This is a genomic window from Cytobacillus citreus (genome assembly GCF_018343665.1).
In the GTDB taxonomy this organism is placed as follows: Bacteria; Bacillota; Bacilli; order Bacillales; family Cytobacillaceae; genus Cytobacillus; species Cytobacillus citreus.
The window spans coordinates 883,374-901,608 of the sequence record NZ_JAGYPM010000001.1 but is presented as its reverse complement, the minus strand read 5'-3'; the positions used below and the strand labels follow the sequence as shown (position 1 = coordinate 901,608).

Here is an 18,235-nt window from a genome sequence, read left to right as displayed (position 1 = left end):
TCTGTATCTAGTTTGATAAACGAGTTCACGTTTAAGAATACCGTGAAAGGACTCGATACAAGCGTTGTCGTAACAGTTTCCTTTGCGGCTCATGCTGCCAATCATCTGATATTGTTTTAATAGTTTCTGATATTCAGTTGATGCATACTGGACGCCACGATCGGAGTGATGAATAAGCCCATTACCAGGCTTCTGGCGATGGTACGCCATTTTTAAAGCATTCATCACTAGCTCCTTTGTCATCGTTTTATCCATAGACCATCCGACAATTTTGCGGGAATACAAATCCATGACACTTGCCAAATAAAGCCACCCCTCATTTGTCGGGATGTACGTAATATCTGTAACCCACGACTGGTTGGGCTTGTCCGCCTTAAATTGTCTATTTAACACATTTTCACTTATTGGATGATGGTGCTTGGAATTGGTCGTAGCTTTATATTTTTTGGTTGTGCAAGATTTCCAATTATTCTTTGTCATGATGCGTGAAACTGTACGCTGGCTTACTTTTATTCCTCGCTTGTTTAGCATTTTTGTAATTTTTATGCTTCCATAGCGTTGCTTGAATTCAATGTGAGTTTTCAAGACCTGTTGAGACAGTTCCTCATGCTTTTTCTGTCGGCTACTCTTTGGTCGTTTTATCCATTTGAAATAGCCGCTTTTAGAAACTCCCAGGACTTTGCACATCTTCTCCACTCGGTATTGGGAGTGATGATGATGAATAAAATCATACTTTACCGAGGGCTTTTCGCGAAGTAGTGCATCGCCTTTTTTAAAATTTCGTTTTCCTCCTCCAGATCACGCAATTGTTTTTGTAATGCTTTTAGTTCGGCTTCTGGAGATGAAAATGTTTGTACAGCCTTTACCTCGGGCTGTTCACCATATTTCTTGACCCATCCATGTAAAGTATTTGTATTGATTCCAGTTTCTCTCGCCACTTGTGCGACTGGTTTATTGTTCTCAAGAATATACTTCACTGTTTCTTTTTTGAATGTTTCATCATAACGTTTACCAGTACCTTTGGTCATGTAGACACCCCATTATTGTTGTTTATTTTATTATAACAATCTGTGTCTACTTTTTAGTCTAGCATCAACTATAATAACACTTTATAATTCTTTTATGCTACAAGGAAACTAACTTCTATGTTCATAAAAAGATGATACTACAGCTCTTTGCTTCTTTAATTCAAAAAATACTTTTTATAAATCCTAGAAGGTGGCTTTTTTATTTTTTAAAAACCATAAACATATATTTTATTACTAATTACACTATTTAGTCACGATTATTACCTTTATATGAATTTTTAAAATAACCTACTGCTGATTGATCGGTTTTACAGCTTATAAAGATTAAGAACTGATAAACTTGTAGCTATAAGAAAATTCGTAAAGGGCTCTCTCTTTTACTCTACAATTCAATTAGAGATTTATTCTATCCATATCATCTTTAGTCTCATTTCACCAAAACATTAATTAATGATTGAGTAAAAAAAATAACTTACATGTTTTAATACATTAAAAGAAATAATATTGGTTGTACTCTTAATTCTTTGAACAGTATAAAAAGGTAACTGATAATATGGGAGCTGACAATAATTGAAAGAAAAAATGTCTATGGAAGTCAAGACGGACAAAAGTGAAAAAAAGCAAGATTTAAAGTATGTTCAAGAGTATCTTTGCCGTTATGGGTACTTAAAAGAAGAGTCCTTTAAACCAGGTATTTTAGACGATGAAACATCTATAGCCCTAACTAAATACCAGGAGTTCAACGGATTGAGGGACACTGGAGTGTTTAATGAAGAAACACGTAATCATATGAGACAACCAAGGTGTGGTGTTCCTGATATATTACCCACTCAACTTCCTACTAGAAACGAGGTTTATTTCAGCACAACTTGTAGATGGAAAAGAGATGTGATTAGATTTGCAATATTTTCTGATGATGCTTTACGTTCGCAAGCAGTTCGTAATGCATTTCGAACTTGGGGAAAGTTGATACCACTTACATTTAGGGAAGTTAGTGAGAATCCCGATGTGGTGATTTCGTGGGTAAGAGAAGCCGATGATCCCGAGCATGCATTATTAGGCGAATCTATAGCCCATTCAGATTTTCCTCCAGGTTGCTCGATATTAGTTAACGAATTGCCGCTACCGATCCATTTTAAAGAAGAAGTTGACTGGAGTCCTAATGGAAATATAGATGTAGAAACGGTAGCTCTACATGAAATTGGACATACATTAGGTCTAAAGCATTCTGATGACGATACTGTTATGGCCCAATCTTACGGGGGAATCCGAAGAACTCTAACACTGGATGATATATACGGTATCGAAACCCTTTACCCGAGAATTTTACGTAGAGGGGATATGAATCATGAAAATGACGGAGAATTTGTTGGGGAAATAGCTATGATTAGACGGCCAACTCCGACCCGGCTACATGTCATAACTGCCGTAAAGACTGAAGGAGGAACACTGAAACTAATCAGTTGGAATTTTGGTAGTGACGGTTTTGTATCGAAAATTCATGATAGTGGCAGCCTAGCAGGGGTTGCTTCCTACATTGATATGGCGAAGGGAGAAAGAATTGTAACTTCCTGTCGAAATGGAAGTGGGAATCTATTCCTGATTAGTTGGGATGTGGACGATGCTGGCAACATTACTAGAGCTGGAGATAGCGGAAGCCAAGCAGGTAGCGCTAGTAAGATAAAGATTGTTGCTTTGTCTGACACTTTGTTTGTAACCGGTTGTCGAGCTGGAAATGGTGATTTATTACTTATTAGCTGGAAAATAAATAGTGATGGTTCTTTAACTCGTAAAAAAGAAAGCAGGGCAGGCACCGTTAGTGAAATATCACTGATAAAAGGTTTTCAGAGTAACCATGTGATTACCTCTGTTCGAGATGGTAATGGAAATCTAAAAATTATCGTCTGGAATGTCGACGGCTCAACAGGTGAAATTTCACAATTAGGTCATGCAGAAGCTGGTGAAGCTAAAATGATTCGGGCCGTAAGGAGTAGTTCTGGGAACATTGTTACATCATTACGTGACGGAAACGGGAATTTGAAGCTAATTGCCTGGACCATCTCACCTGATGGAAAGAAATTGACTCGACTTAATGACAGTGGATACCAAGCTAGTGAAATCAATGATAATGCTTTAATGAGTCGACCGAATGGAATAGTGATATCGGCAGTTAAAACTGAAGATGGTATATTAAAGTTAATTGCCTGGAAGTTGGAATCTAATGGAATTACTCGGGCAGGAAGTAGCGCTGAGCAGGCAGGGACAGCTTCACTTATAACTATTTGTCAGGAGGCCTTTATTGATTATGCTCCCATCGTTACTGCTGTAAGGGATGGAAACGATAACATAAAGCTAATTTCTTGGGATGATTTATTCTAGAGGAACCTAAGTATGTATAAATATTTGCAACAACAGTCACATTGATTAATGAGAAAGACCTTATTCAATTAAATGGGTACTTTAGTAAAATTACTGCTAAGTCATTTTACATTTCTTTCGCATTTTCAAGATTCAGCAATCGGGCGCGCGCGACAAGTTCTGTTATAAGCGTTTGTTAGCGTGAAAGGCAGGGAGTTTACTGGATTAACTTCAACTTTACAACGGAGGATGGGAATGACGGAACCACGTTTCCTGAAACCATCCCGTCAATACTCCTGCATGCGTTATGAATGACAGTTCATAGGGTATGAAGCACAGGTAGATTCGGCAGAACGAAGGCTGCAGCCATTCTATTTCAGAAAAGGTATGCCAACGGATATGCCGCACGGCTGAAAAACTTGATATGGTGAGAATGTTCCTTACAATAGGAACTGACGAACCACCGAAGGTAAGGGTCTAAAGATTGAACATAGGGAAACCTATGGGTCATCCAATGATGACGTGAGTGGTGTAGAGTAAAAATGCGCCCTCTGAAATACGTTATGTCGAACAATGGCGACATCCAGCTCACAGGCTTAAAGGAGGCACCTAAGTCTAGAACGGATAGCTACGTTGTATGGTACTTGGAAAGCAAGGGACGTTGAAACAAAGGCTGTCACCTGAAACGGTTGCTATAAGACTACGTCGAAATGCATTTATCCTTGTGAGGGTAGGGGTGCGACTGAAGAAGCTTCTGTAATGGAAGTGGAGGAACAGCCCCAAGTCTAATGATAGAGAATGATTGTTTTCCAAATGTGCATTGCACCAATCGGGTAAGAATGTGGGAACATCACTTCCATTAGGGGGGATGCCACAGTGCAAGCTTTACGATACTGGGATTACTACAATATGACGGACACGTTTACGGATTTATACGATAAAGCGAGTCACAAGAAAACATTTTCCCATCTATTTGATGTGATCACATCTCGTGAAAATATCTTGTTAGCTTATCGTACAATAAAATCCAATAAAGGATCAAAGACACCAGGAACCGATGGAAAAACCATCAAAGACATTGCTAATCTGTCCGATAACGAATTAGTGACTGACGTCCGAACCAAACTAGAAAATTATCGACCAAAGAAAGTCAGAAGAAAATGGATTGAAAAAGCGAACGGCAAACTAAGACCACTCGGAATTCCGTGTATGTTAGACCGAATTATCCAACAGTCCTTTAAACAAGTACTTGAACCAATAGCTGAAGTACAATTCTACAAACATAGCTATGGATTCAGACCTCTTCGGTCTGCCCATCATGCAATGGCAAGAGTCCAATATCTTATCAATCAAGCACACTTTCATTTTGTGGTGGACATTGATATTAAAGGATTCTTCGATCATATTAACCATACATTGCTTATAAAGCAACTATGGAATATGGGGATTCACGACAGAAAAGTTTTAAGGTGCATTTCTAAAATGCTGAAATCCGAAATTGACGGAGAGGGTATACCCACAGAGGGTGCGCCGCAAGGTGGCATGTTATCGACGCTATTATCTAATATCGTTCTCAATGACTTAGATCAATGGGTAGCCGGCCAATGGGAATTCTTTCCGTTATCAAAATCCTATCAATCAAAAGTAGGGGAAAGATATGCCAAAAAGCGAACCAATCTCAAAGAGGGGTACCTAGTCCGCTATGCGGATGACTTTAAAATCCTCTGTAAAGATGGGAAAACGGCACAGAAATGGTATCATGCGATACGCTTGTATCTCAAAGACCGTTTGAAACTGGATATCTCACCGGAAAAATCACAAATTGTAAACCAAAGGAAACGGGAATCCGAATTTTTAGGATTTACCATTCGTGCAAATAAAAAGGGTAATAAAAGAGTGGCACATACAGGCATTAAAGCCGATAAAAAGCAGAAAATCAAGAAAGAAGCAAAAGAACACATTCGAAGAATAAAAGCTTCACCCTCTGCTTTAAATGCATTACTCTTCAACAGTTTTGTCTCGGGTATCCATCACTATTTCAAAAGGGCAACACATGTAAATCCAGAGTTCTCACGTCTTGCCTTTGATCTGCAAGCCTTCATATATAATCGTCTCAAACAGGTTGGGAAATACGAGCACCCTTCCAATCCACCACCAACGTATAAAAAGCTATACAGTTTAGGGTTCAAAACGTTCAAGATTGCCAATGTTTATCTGTTTCCTATTGCCGATGTAAAAACGGTAAACACGATGAACTTCAGCCCAAAACTTATACCTTATACAAAGAATGGAAGGGAACAAATACACAAAAAACTTCGTCCGGATATCCAACAAGAGATTGGCTATCTGATGAATTCAACAATCCCAAACCGCAGCGTCGAATATTTGGATAATCGAATTAGCCGGTACAGTATGAAAATGGGAAAATGTGAAATTACAGGCATAGAATTACCCGCCTACGAAGTACACTGTCACCATTATATCCCATTACATCTGGAAGGAACCGACAAATTCAATAATATACGAATCCTCCACAGGGAGGTACATAAATTAATCCATCATACAGACAAAGAGATGATTAACGTACTCATAAGTAGATTTAATATGACGAAATCTATGATTGATAAGGTCAACAAATACCGCAAAAAGTGCGGACTAAAAATGATCGAACAATCCTAAATACGTGAGTAACATGGAACTTATAATCTAGTACATATTGTTAGATGGACCGCGAAATGATGGGAAAACTATCACGTTTCGTGCGGAGCAGGGGAAAAGCCGGAGATCACTTCAAACGCTTACCTATTGCTAACTTTAATTGAATACGGATCACAGAAATGATCAATCTTTTATTCAAAATAGGCTTCTTCTTTTTGACCATTTATCAGGGTTATTGCGGTAATGAACTATTAGTTTATTATCGTTTTTTGGTTAAAAAAAAATTTACACAAAATGTTTGCAATCGATATATAAGTGAATTATTATATGTTTATACTCAGATGAATATAGGAGGTCCTTTTATGCAAGTATCAACTGTTGAAATAGAAAAAGCCGCAACAGTAATAAAGTTGTTGGGCGATAAAACACGCCTAACCATGGTAAAAATTTTAGATTCTCATGATTGTTGTGTTTGTGAATTTGTTGAAATATTTAAAACTAGCCAGCCTGCAATTAGTCAACATTTACGAAAATTAAAAGACTTAGGAATCGTGAAAGAAACAAGAAGAGGACAATGGATTATTTATTCATTGAATAAAGATAGCGAGTATTATCTATTGGTTGAAAATATACTTCAGCATCTTCCAAGTCAAGATTATAAATTACAAGAACTAGAAGAACAGGGGTTACGTATCTCGTGTGAGTAATAGGAGGTTAAAGTTTTGACATCAGTCATATTAGCATCAGTGATTTTTTTAATAACACTTATTTTAGTGATATGGCAACCTAAAGGTTTATCCATTGGTTGGTCTGCTTGTGGGGGAGCGATCCTTGCTTTAATTATTGGAGTTGTTGATTTTAAAGATGTATTAGATGTGACATCTATTGTGTGGAATGCAACGTTAACATTTATTGCTATCATCATTATTTCATTAATTCTTGATGAAATTGGGTTCTTTGAGTGGGCAGCTCTTCATATGGCAAGGGCAGCTAGAGGAAATGGAGTACGAATGTTTGTTTATGTTTCCGTACTTGGAGCATTGGTGGCAGCATTCTTTGCGAATGATGGAGCCGCACTGATTTTGACACCTATTGTATTAGCGATGGTACGAAATCTAAAGTTTAATGAAAAAATGGTTTTTCCATTTATTATCGCGAGTGGATTTATTGCGGATACTACGTCTCTTCCACTAGTGGTAAGTAACTTAGTTAATATTGTATCATCAGACTTATTTGGAATTGGATTTGCAGAGTTTGCTTCAAGAATGATTATACCAAACTTCTTTTCGTTAGCTGCTAGCATATTGGTTTTATATTTATATTTCCGTAAGAGCATTCCAAAACAATATGATCTGTCACATTTGAAAAAACCTGTGGAAGCCATTCGGGATAAAAAAATGTTTCAATTATCTTGGATTGTTTTAGGGATTCTACTTATTGGCTATTTCGCTAGTGAGTTTACAGGTATCCCAGTATCGATTATCGCCAGCATCGTCGCAATCTTTTTCCTTATCATGGCAAGAAGAAGTCATGCAGTAAATACTCGCACTGTTATAAAAGGTGCACCTTGGGCAATCGTCTTTTTCTCAATTGGTATGTATGTTGTTGTTTATGGCTTAAGAAATGTTGGGATGACTAATATTTTATCCGATCTTATTCAAGTTATTGCTGATCAAGGTTTATTTGCAGCTACTGTTGGAATGGGATTTATAGCTGCTATTCTTTCTTCCATTATGAATAACATGCCCACTGTCATGATTGATGCATTAGCAATTGCAGATACAAATACAAGTGGTGTCATTAGAGAAGCACTTATTTATGCCAATGTTATTGGGTCTGATTTAGGTCCTAAGATCACGCCGATCGGTTCTCTTGCCACTTTATTATGGTTGCATGTCTTATCCCAAAAAGGGGTTAAGATTTCATGGGGAACTTACTTCAAAACAGGTATTGTACTAACTATTCCAACACTGTTTATTACATTAGTTGGTCTATATATATGGTTGTTAATCATTCACTAATTAGTTAAGGAGAAATTTTATATGACAAAGAAAACAATTTATTTTTTATGTACAGGTAATTCTTGCAGAAGCCAAATGGCAGAGGGATGGGCGAAGCACTGTCTAGGTGATGAGTGGAAGGTGTATAGTGCTGGAATAGAAGCCCATGGATTAAACCCGAATGCTGTAAAAGTAATGAAGGAAGTTGAAATTGACATTTCAAATCAAACATCTGATATTATTGACCCTAAAATACTAAATCAAGCTGATTTGGTGGTTACATTATGCGGAGATGCAGCTGATAAATGCCCAATCACGCCTCATGTTAAACGAGAACACTGGGGCTTTGATGACCCAGCAAAAGCTGAAGGAACAGAAGAAGAAAAATGGGCTTTCTTTAGGCGTGTTCGTGATGAAGTAGGCGACAGAATCAAACGCTTTGCTGAAACTGGATATTGAAACTGAAAACCAAGAGATTTTTCTTGGTTTTTTTTAACCACCTTTATATTTTTCCGTTTATTTAAGGGTGCTGTAGTGTTCGTTGCATCAGTTCTTCTCATCGTTACCATTATATTAAACGCAATTACTCTGATTGAATTTAGTGTCAGAACAGCAATGTAGGATGTCAAGTTACAGTTTAAAGGGTTGAAATAACTAATCTGTCTAGAGCGGGGGATGCCAATTTAGAGTTTGAGTAAAACAATCCTGAGCTTCTAACTTTTGAATAACTTAAAAAATTACGATTTTCTACGACTACTTGATAAACGGAACATTTGTTCTTATAATAAAAATATGAGCAAATTAAGAAAAATAAAGAGGAGGTTGTATTGTTGCCTAGAAACCAAGGTATAACAGATGAAATAATCATTAAAATGTACAAGAGTGGGATGTCATTTAAAGAAATGATCCCGACTATTGGACTTTCTGATCGCGCTATTCGAAATCTAATGTACAAACATGAAGTGGAAATGAATCGTGAACAAACGCCTGGACAGCCTTGTAAACATAAAGTAAATCAAGATTTAAGGTATGGTCTAACGAAATGGCATGGGTTTTAGGGTTGTTTATTACGTTTGATTCCGATAATTATAGGATCGGTATAGGAGATTATTGGAATACGTCCTAGGTAGTTATGTTCAGAAATAAGATGAACATAACTTTTTTTAGTTTGCCCAATATTGGTTGATATTAACATATCATAAATGGACTATTTAAATAGAAAGGTAACTACCCATCTAATGACTTTACATTCTTTATGTTGAATTGGTGTGTGTAAAATGTGTTTAATCATGACGGCCATCTGGTTACCTATATTTTTATTTTGTATTTTTACAATGTAACTATATTTAATTGGGTGAGTATATTATATGGAGTTTTCTATATAGGAGGATTTTGTGACATGTATTTTTTTCACCCTATAATTATTCCTACAGGCAACCGATGAGCTATGATTACTTAAGGCAGCCTTATCACGTTAATGCTTATCCACTAGACCTTCCTGTTAATGTTAATGGAGAAAACATAAATAAACGGACGTATAGAGCATTGAATTACCAAACTAATGACGCTCAACAAGCGGGAAATGTTCCAGATGATCAGTTCTCTAAAGTTGGAGCGACCGTAGATTGGGATAAGCCATTCCAAATAAGCAATGTTCGGTCTGAGGAAATGCTAGAAGACAAGCTTATTGCCTTAAAAGCATGGCGCATGGCATATCAAGAAATTTCTAAAGCAGTTGAATCTCCAGAACAACAAGCTAAGGTTAGATTTAACAGAATGGTGGATGACAAATTTGTGTTTGACGGGATATGGTGGCATGGACATGGAATCATGAATGGCGGACCGCTTGTTGATAATGCGGCTTTAGCAGCTACACTTACTGTAGGAAAATACTATAATGCTTTTACAGATGGTGCAGCTGGAAGAATGTATTTATCAGTAACAAACGAGCAAGGAGGTCAAAGTGTCTTTTTCAGATCAAGTATTTCCCTCTCTGCAGAAGGTGTCCCAATTCCTTGAAGAATGCTATACTCCAATTTCTTAGGAAGCAGTAAAACTTCTGATAAAAACGATATATATATATAATGCTTGCTCTTAAAATCCTAATTTCAATACAGATTTATCGGATAGTGACTTATCTTATAATTGGTATTCAAACATAAAAGTTTATATAAATGGTAAGAAATCAGATCTCGGGGGAAGTGGAGGCCCAAAAGAAATAACCAATTCAGCAGTGAATTATTTTTGGGCTTCGGATTTAAAAAATATTAATCTTCAAGATAATCAACAGATTAAAATAGTCTTTAATAATTTGGAACGAAGTGATTCAAAGAAATTAATAAAAGGAAAGAGGAGTTTTGAATTTACTGCATCCGGTGAAAAACTCATGCCAGATAAGTAATCAATACCAATCAATAAGTATTTTACACTCAAGGATGATCAGAAAGTGACCGTAGAAGAGTTGATATTAACTCCTGTTTCAACAATGATAACTTACAATACGGAGAATATTTATAATGACCTTTACTTTAGGATTGAAGATCAAAATGGGGTCGAATTGCAAGAATTATTCGGAAAGATTTCAGGTTACAATAGCTATATTAGATTTATAGCATTAGAAAACAACATTACCAAACTTAGGGTCATTCCATATCCTTATTGTTATTGGAACTCAGCTATTTATCGGAAAACAGCTGTATAAATGTAGTCATGGAATGGTTATCACGACGAGTTATTTTACAGAACCCGCATGGAAGACCGGAAAAGAACTGGGTGTCACTTTGTAGGATAGAAACAAGTTAATAGAAAAAAATCAATGAAGTAGCTCTTCCTTATATAACATTCGAACAATACCTTGAACCGTACTATGTAAATCACAATAATAAGAAGACTCAACTTGCCTAATAGGTGTAGCACCACATGCCTATCAAGTTAACGGAACAGACTACCCCCAAAACAATAAAAAATGAACTTCATTACATTAAAAGATACAAAATTTTCGTTCTGGGGAACATCATGAAATCTTAACTTGATGGCGATGGGTCTTGCCGACAAAACACATACATATTTTATCCGCGTTTTGATGGTGCGACCCTTTATGTATGATTTTATACATCGTTGATACATAAAGGTTTACATTCATCACACCATTTATTTTTACATCTACTTCTACCGTTTTGATAACAGCTTTAACATGATAATAGCATGTAAAGTAGGCGTATTCATCTTCTTTATTCTAAATTATCGTCCTGTCCACATATCTTGTACAATTCCGTTTTGGAATAATTCATATGGAAAATAACAATAGCCGTTATCTCCCCAATTTTCTCCCCAGCTGTTTCGAATAATCACAATTTGTTTATCATCGTTATATCCAACAGCACAAACAGCGTGCCCCGCCTGTTGTCCATTTTCTGTAATTACATCATCTGTTCCTGATATAGGTACGATTCCTGTTTTTCTTACTTCCTCAGAATAGTAAAAAGACTTTGTGACTAGAAAACCAAGAACTACAGGCAATCCATGAGCAAGTACAGATTTTAATCGTGGTAAGTCTTGTACACGATTATATTGCCCAATCCGATAAAGTCCAGCATCATTCTCTGCTTTTGAAGACGGTGTATCTCGAAAGTCTTCACTGTAAGGATAATCTACTTCTGGACAGACTCCAATTTTTTCGAGAACACTCATTCCATCTCGAAGAATAGCCCCTTTATCATCTTGAATGTCTCCTTCTATTTCTCGTTCATGATAATACAAAAATAAACGAGATAATGGAACAAATGGACGCCCTGATTGTTTTAATAGATATTCACGTAATCCTGATACAATAGCGTTTGCTGTACAAGAACCAAGATGACCTTGATCAGCAACTTCTGACATCCGATCTCGAAGATCGACTTGTGTTGGAAGGTCTTCCTCATTTCTAAAAAGGTAACTTTGAAACAATTTGTCTCGTAGGTCAATGGGATCTTTTCTCACATTAAGGTATTTAACAATATCATCATTATTAGTAAGGCTAAGAATTGAGTTTTTTTGATGCATGTTTAGTATCTGTCCTTTCTTTATATGGATAAATTATTCAATATATAGACTTAACGTACATATTAGAAAATATGTATCCTATAACTAGAATTAATTTAAATCTACGGTATCCGGTTTTACATTGTTTAGGATTTGCACCCAAGAATCTGTATTCATGCGAGGCAAACCACCAAAAAAGCACCATATAGCTCCATATAGATTAGGGCTTTAACTAAATAATTATTCGTAATGTTTTCCAAGATAATTAACAAATCCTACAGGATGATGTGTAAAATGAATTACAGGATCTCCTGGGTTACCTATACCCTTAAGAGCATGGTTTTTATCAATATATTCGCCTTTTAATTCGATTTCTTCTCCTTCTTTAAGTCCAGAAATCCGTTCTTTTAATCCTAAATTGTCACCATAACGAATTGCACAAAATGCTTCATCTGTAACCACTGATTTGTCAGCACCATCTATATCGATGACCTGAATACCTTGAACTATAAAATGTTGATGCCAATCTCCATGATTATTTTGAACATCTTCTTCAACCTTTTTTATTATTGCTTTAACATGTACAACTGGTCCATGCAATGAAAGAGGATGTCGATGATGATCCATAAAGTGATCCGCTAACGTGTGTCCAAAATGAGGATGATGTTGATTTTGAGTCATAATTTACCTCCATATTTGATTAAATTGTGATATTCACACAAATTAGAGTTCAACACTTCTAACGAATTTATTCAATTAACCCTCATTAATTTCAATAACCATTTTGATCAAACTTTATTTAAAGCCAAGAACAAGCCGGCGGTACAAGACTCCTCGATTTATTCATCTGTTTCAATAACTGTTTCGGAATCAACCATTTCACACGTTACAATGAGGTCCGCTAAGAATTGTCCGTTAATACGATGGCTTCTCACCCATTAATTAACGACTATTGCTGCCCACTAGTCTCATCGATTTTCTTTCTCTATTGGTCTAGACTTAAAATAATTCTCTTAGATTGCTTATTCTTTAATGAACATCTAGTTTCTAGCCGAACTGTTCCAAATGGAGAAGGACGAGTGGATACACGTCTTTGGCTGCATTTTTTCCTATCAGGCAATCGATGTGGTCATAGTTTGGGATAACGTGACGGCGGTACATTTCCTTGCCATTTTTTTCGCATAAGGCGTCGAAGGTGATCGCGGTACTTTCAGGTAGATACACGTCATTTTCGGAACCATATAGTAAGGTGATTGGAATTGAAAGCCTGTCCAGATGAGGTAGATAAACATCTGCACCATCTGAACGTAAAATTCTTCCTTCTCGAAACATCAGTGCAAATTGTTCGAAGGTGGTAATGTTTGAAATTAACATTACATTAATGGTAGGCAAGCTGATCTTTTCTTATCATCCTACATGTGAATTTACCTTAATCGTTTGCTTGATTGGCATAGGATATACTCGACATACTTAGTAGGGTTGATAGAGAAAGTCCGTTTTAAAATTTGGAATCGAAGTGAGTAATAAAGCATAATTATAACTATTGAAAATAAAGTAATTAAGCTAATTTATTTCCAACTCAGAAACCCGCATCAACTCACTTTAATACTTTATTTCTATCAGACAATGTTACGAGGAGTGTGTTAGATGACATATGCATGGCAGGTTCGGCACGGACTTACATCAGCCCAATTTCAAGCTGAATTCAACTCACTAGTATCCCAAAGATATCGACTCATCGATATTAGCGGTTACGGAGTAGGTGAAGTCGATCGTTATGCTGCTGTCTGGGAACAGTCGCCAGGTCCGGAGTGGCAGGCTCGGCACGGACTATCCTCCGCGGATCATCAAGCCTTATTCAGGACCATGACTTCTCAAGGATACCGTCCAGTGCGCGTCAGCGGTTATGAAGTAGGCGGCAGAGATTGCTACGCATCCCTCTGGGAAAAAATTGCCGGTCCGGAGTGGCGCGCTCACCATGGCTTGACCGCGGCTCAATATCTAGCCGAATTTAACAACCTCATTTCGCAAGGATTTCGACTGATAGACCTGTGCGGATATACCGTAGCTGGTCAGCCTCGATTCGCGGCGATTTGGGATAAATCGCCAATCGCCAATTGGGTCGCTCGCCACGGCCTAAGCTCTGCTCAGTACCAGGCTGAGTTCAACCATTGGAGCAACCAAGGATTTATACTGTGGCGCGTAAGTGGGTACGAGGTTGCCGGCCAAAACTATTATGCGGTGATTTGGATAAAAGGACCAGCTCTCACATGGTTAGCCCGCCACGGCCTGAGTCCTGCTGAGTACCAAGCTGAGTTTAATTCCATGCTGTCCAGAGGATTCCGTCTAGTTCAGGTTAATGGAAATCCATTACGCGGAGAAGTGCGATTTGCAACAATTTGGCACAAGCCTTACCTGTCCGATAGTGATCTAGCGTTCATCCAGCAGACTGTGACGACCTTCATGAACAATCACAGGATCCCAGGAGTATCCCTAGCTCTCACCTACCAAGAGCGATTAGTCTTCGCTCAAGGATATGGCCTTGCCAATCAGGCAACAAATGAACCAGTCAGGATCAATCACCTATTTAGAATAGCCAGCGTCTCGAAACCGATTACTTCGGCAGCGGTGTTTAAATTGATCGAAGCTGGACGGCTAAATCTTGGCGATAGAGTGTTTGGTCCAAACGCTATCCTCGGCACCACTTACGGTAAACAGCCATATGGCAAAAATATCGACCAAATATCGGTACAACATCTTCTAGAACATACTAGCGGCTGGGCGCAAACACAGGATCCGATGTTTAGCCATTTCAACTTAAATCAAGCCGAGCTTATCTCATGGATGCTTGATGAAGATAACGCACCATTGACTTATGTGCCGGGACGGACTTTCGATTATCTCAACTTTGGTTACTTGCTGCTCGGCCGAGTGATTGAACGAGTTTCAGGTATGTCCTATGCTGACTATGTTCGACAGCACGTCCTCGCGCCCTGCGGTATTACTGATATGCATATTGCCGGTGACACTCTCGAGGATCGTCGAAAGAACGAAGTTGTATATTACCCACAAAGCAGCTGGAATCCTTACACGATCCGGGTTTCTCGCATGGACGCACATGGAGGTTGGATCGCGTCTGCAACAGATCTCGTTCGTTTCCTCGTTCACGTCGATCGTTTCGCCTCTAAGCCGGACATCCTGAACATAGGATCCCTAGCGACGATGTACACAACCACGACTGCACCAAGAATAGATGGAAGCCCTTCAAGTTACGCAAAGGGATGGGACATTCATCCTTCTGGTAATTATTCTCACATCGGAGACATACCAGGTTCGGCTTCAATCGTCGTGCGGACGCATCACGGATATTGCTGGGCCGTGTTAGTCAACTCTCGTAACGACACACAATTGAAAAGAATACGCACCGACCTCGACAACCTGGTATGGACGATTATTGAGCGCATCAAAGATTGGCCGGCTTATGATTTGTTCTGAAACCGATGACAAGGCAAAGTAGAGTATCACGCACATAGCAACCCAAATGGTGACGAGCACTATACCAATGCAACTTAGTCAAAAACACGCAATGATTTACGTGTGTAAGTGGTGGACTCCATTTCATCGAATGAAGCGAACTTAACGCCTTACTCTATTCCAATCTGTAGGCCAAAAAAGTTGCTCGGTGTGCTATCTACATTAGAACAAGTTTCCTTGCTAAGGAGTAGCGCTGTGGTAAAAGGTCAAGGTTATGCCTACCTTGTCCTCTGGGATTTTTCCGTTTATGTTCCACATGTAAAGACTTGACGATTGTTCCAGAACAGTAAATGTATTGTTTTAGTTTCCGTAAAGACCATTTGTATAACCGCTTGTTCCCTAATAAAACTGAAAATGTGTTAATCAAAAAACACAATAGAACGAAGTATAGCTAAAGTTTCATTAAGCATACTGCGAGCTTGATTAATTGTTGGACAAGAGCACATGACCACTTGCCAATATTGTGTTCCTGTTTTGTGGAGATGGATGATTGATACTCTACATCCGCCTTTGTTTCCTGCAACTTCTGATCTTGTAACCACTACATCGGAGAAACCGTTTCGCCTAAATTTTTGCTCTATAGCCCTTTTTAGGTCTGCAAGAGTGTGTTGACCCATATCCGTTATACTAGAGTTAGCCATAAGTGCAGAACCCTGACGACTATCCCCAGAAAAAGGTTGATTATCCCAATTTAACATATATGGGTAATAATATTGATAATGATAAGGACTATATTGGTATTTTCCATTTGAATGTAGATACAAAATAAATCTCCCCTTTTTTCACTTTATTTCTTTTTAGGTTATGTAGGGATTTATTTGAACGTTCTTGCTCTGAAGTAATCGTAATAATTATTATTTTTGGATAAATATTCAATTTTGATTAATATTTCAATTATTTTCCTTGTAAATATCAGAGTAACAAAGCAACCCTATACTCTATGGATGATGAAATCATTTATGGTCAGGAGTTCTATCGGCTTGTCTTTGGAAAGGATGTTAAAACTTTTTTAAGATTGCATTTACATTAAAAAGTTTTAATAGGAAGTAATAAACAACCAAAAAAGAAAAAATGTCAAATCAAGACATAGCAAATAAATATATATATATTTATGGAATTAGTTTCCATAATTTCATTCAACTTATAAAGAAATTTATGGGCCAATCACCAGGGGAACCTCGGAAATTATCCCCTGAACAAAAACTGGAATTAGTTCAAGTAATGCAAAGAAACTGCCAGTCAATGTTGGTTTCCCAACTAAATATAATTGGACCTTGGCGAGCATTGCAGCTTTCATCAAAAGAGAGTGGAACCAAACCTAACTCTTTGTGGGGTGTCCCGACTTTTACACGATTTAGGTCTTAGTTATACGAAACCGACTTATACGTTGGCAAAAGCTGACCTAGTGAAACAAAAAGAATTTATCGAAGATTCCTTTCCTTCTTATAAAATAACTCATAAATGAGGAAATTGAATATCTTCTGTTTCAGGATGAGTCCATGATTCGTTATTACCAAGCTCTTCAGCATACATGGATTTTAAAAGGGAAGCAGCGAATTATTCCCACTTACGGAAAACACCAAGGTGTCAAGCTCATTGGTACACTTAACTATGAAAAAGGTGATTTGTTTTGTGTAGAAGAAGAACGTTATGATGCTGAAGCGTTTCTTCGTTTTCTTAAAATTCACTATTTGAAGCAAATGTAGTACAAATGATGGACTGGGTGAATAAATGTTATTAAACCCTTATGTGCCAAGAGGTTTAGCTGGTGGCACAACTAATCATATTGCCACCACAAATAGTGATTAGTTGTAGGGTTTTGTGTAGATGTTTAATAGGAGTTATTTTGGATTATAGTACACTTTTATTAGCAGGCATTAACAAGAGATTTTTTTGCCAACATCTTGGCGAATCGAAAAAGAATCAGTAGGGAAGGAAATAACATCTGAGATACTGGATCCCTTAAGACCTTAGTTCATAGTTATAACAAGGAGAAGCTCATTGTATATCTCCACAACCCAGACCCTGATTATTATACAAGAGTTTTAGGTAGAATAGGATTACAATTAATAGTTGAGAAGGGGGAACTGCCAGAAATTACACTGGAGTACGATGGAGCATAAATGAAAAGGATATGGGCAAAAAAATATCTGTTTTGAGTTGAGTATTGCGGACGGAATGAGCCAGCTGTGCGGTGTTTTGAGCCACTGTTTGCGGACATCTGAGCCAGTAAGTGCGGGAAAGAGATCCACTATCATAAAATTATATAATAAGAAACTTTGACAAACAATTTAACACACAGTATAAGGGCCGCTCTACTTTACCTAAGATAGGGCAAATTCGGTAGTCCGCCACCATTGACTTAACTTTTGTCCGTGTTGTGGAACTATTGCAGGTGTGGCATAAATAATACCTAAAAGGCACACCTGCTCAGACATGATAACACGGACAAGTCGATTCTAAGCATTCGCCGGCGGGGCCCCGACCCCTTCCAGCGTCTGCAAAGAATCGGGCGTTACAGTCAATGGCAAGCAGCTTCGCTGTGGCTCTGGCTCTACTCCATGAATGAGTAATTCTATTAGTGGCTCTCTATTCCGCAAATGATGGCTCTTTTCTCCGCAATGAATGGCTCAA

Annotated in this window: 14 protein-coding genes and 1 pseudogene; 10 read left to right on the top strand and 5 right to left on the bottom strand. The window is 37.9% G+C overall.

Going from position 1 to position 18,235, the window contains the following annotated elements:
* Together KHA94_RS04470 and KHA94_RS04465 are read right to left on the bottom strand one after the other, a co-directional pair.
* Positions 1 to 723 (bottom strand): IS3 family transposase (locus KHA94_RS04470; RefSeq protein ID WP_338030701.1); only part of this gene is annotated, 723 nt, incomplete at its 3' end.
* Positions 724 to 734: 11 nt separating this feature from the next.
* On the bottom strand, positions 735 to 1,028 hold the full coding sequence (locus KHA94_RS04465) for a transposase (protein WP_213100905.1): 294 nt from the start codon (positions 1,026 to 1,028) through the stop codon (positions 735 to 737).
* Positions 1,029 to 1,598: 570 nt separating this feature from the next.
* Here KHA94_RS04465 and KHA94_RS04460 point away from each other — a divergent pair.
* The 8 genes from KHA94_RS04460 to KHA94_RS04425 all read left to right on the top strand — a co-directional run bounded on the left by KHA94_RS04460 (position 1,599) and on the right by KHA94_RS04425 (position 10,745).
* Positions 1,599 to 3,407, top strand: coding sequence for a matrixin family metalloprotease (locus KHA94_RS04460; protein WP_213100904.1), 1,809 nt, complete (start codon positions 1,599 to 1,601; stop codon positions 3,405 to 3,407).
* An 855-nt stretch (positions 3,408 to 4,262) separates the two neighbouring features.
* Entirely contained in the window at positions 4,263 to 6,065 is a 1,803-nt protein-coding gene (gene ltrA / locus KHA94_RS04455) for a group II intron reverse transcriptase/maturase (RefSeq protein WP_213100903.1), read from the top strand.
* Between the two features lie 341 nt (positions 6,066 to 6,406).
* On the top strand, positions 6,407 to 6,751 hold the full coding sequence (locus KHA94_RS04450) for an ArsR/SmtB family transcription factor (RefSeq protein WP_213100902.1): 345 nt from the start codon (positions 6,407 to 6,409) through the stop codon (positions 6,749 to 6,751).
* 15 nt (positions 6,752 to 6,766) lie between these two features.
* Entirely contained in the window at positions 6,767 to 8,065 is a 1,299-nt protein-coding gene (locus KHA94_RS04445; protein WP_213100901.1) for an arsenic transporter, read from the top strand.
* Between the two features lie 21 nt (positions 8,066 to 8,086).
* Positions 8,087 to 8,503 carry an arsenate reductase (thioredoxin) gene (gene arsC / locus KHA94_RS04440; RefSeq protein ID WP_213100900.1) on the top strand — a complete coding sequence of 139 codons (417 nt, stop codon included), beginning with the start codon at positions 8,087 to 8,089 and terminating at the stop codon, positions 8,501 to 8,503.
* 371 nt (positions 8,504 to 8,874) lie between these two features.
* Positions 8,875 to 9,102: a hypothetical protein gene (locus KHA94_RS04435; RefSeq protein WP_213100899.1), complete on the top strand. Its 228-nt coding sequence runs from the start codon at positions 8,875 to 8,877 to the stop codon at positions 9,100 to 9,102.
* A 382-nt stretch (positions 9,103 to 9,484) separates the two neighbouring features.
* Positions 9,485 to 10,063, top strand: coding sequence for a hypothetical protein (locus tag KHA94_RS04430; RefSeq protein ID WP_213100898.1), 579 nt, complete (start codon positions 9,485 to 9,487; stop codon positions 10,061 to 10,063).
* A 385-nt stretch (positions 10,064 to 10,448) separates the two neighbouring features.
* Positions 10,449 to 10,745, top strand: a complete 297-nt coding sequence (locus tag KHA94_RS04425) for a DUF5643 domain-containing protein (RefSeq protein ID WP_213101295.1) — start codon at positions 10,449 to 10,451, stop codon at positions 10,743 to 10,745.
* A 539-nt stretch (positions 10,746 to 11,284) separates the two neighbouring features.
* On the opposite strand, the gene KHA94_RS04420 is transcribed toward KHA94_RS04425, so the two are convergent.
* Complete coding sequence (locus KHA94_RS04420) at positions 11,285 to 12,088, bottom strand: C1 family peptidase (protein WP_213100897.1); 804 nt, start codon at positions 12,086 to 12,088, stop codon at positions 11,285 to 11,287.
* A gap of 219 nt (positions 12,089 to 12,307) precedes the next feature.
* Positions 12,308 to 12,748, bottom strand: coding sequence for a hypothetical protein (locus tag KHA94_RS04415; protein ID WP_213100896.1), 441 nt, complete (start codon positions 12,746 to 12,748; stop codon positions 12,308 to 12,310).
* A 966-nt stretch (positions 12,749 to 13,714) separates the two neighbouring features.
* Between KHA94_RS04415 and KHA94_RS04410 the strand changes: the two genes are divergently transcribed.
* The gene (locus tag KHA94_RS04410) at positions 13,715 to 15,562 is read left to right on the top strand and encodes a serine hydrolase (protein WP_213100895.1); all 1,848 of its coding nucleotides are present in this window, start codon (positions 13,715 to 13,717) and stop codon (positions 15,560 to 15,562) included.
* 398 nt (positions 15,563 to 15,960) lie between these two features.
* On the opposite strand, the gene KHA94_RS04405 is transcribed toward KHA94_RS04410, so the two are convergent.
* Positions 15,961 to 16,365, bottom strand: coding sequence for a hypothetical protein (locus KHA94_RS04405; protein WP_213100894.1), 405 nt, complete (start codon positions 16,363 to 16,365; stop codon positions 15,961 to 15,963).
* 334 nt (positions 16,366 to 16,699) lie between these two features.
* Here KHA94_RS04405 and KHA94_RS25835 point away from each other — a divergent pair.
* Positions 16,700 to 17,286: pseudogene (locus tag KHA94_RS25835) on the top strand (IS630 family transposase); the annotation flags it as partial.
* Between the last annotated feature and the right edge of the window lie 949 nt (positions 17,287 to 18,235).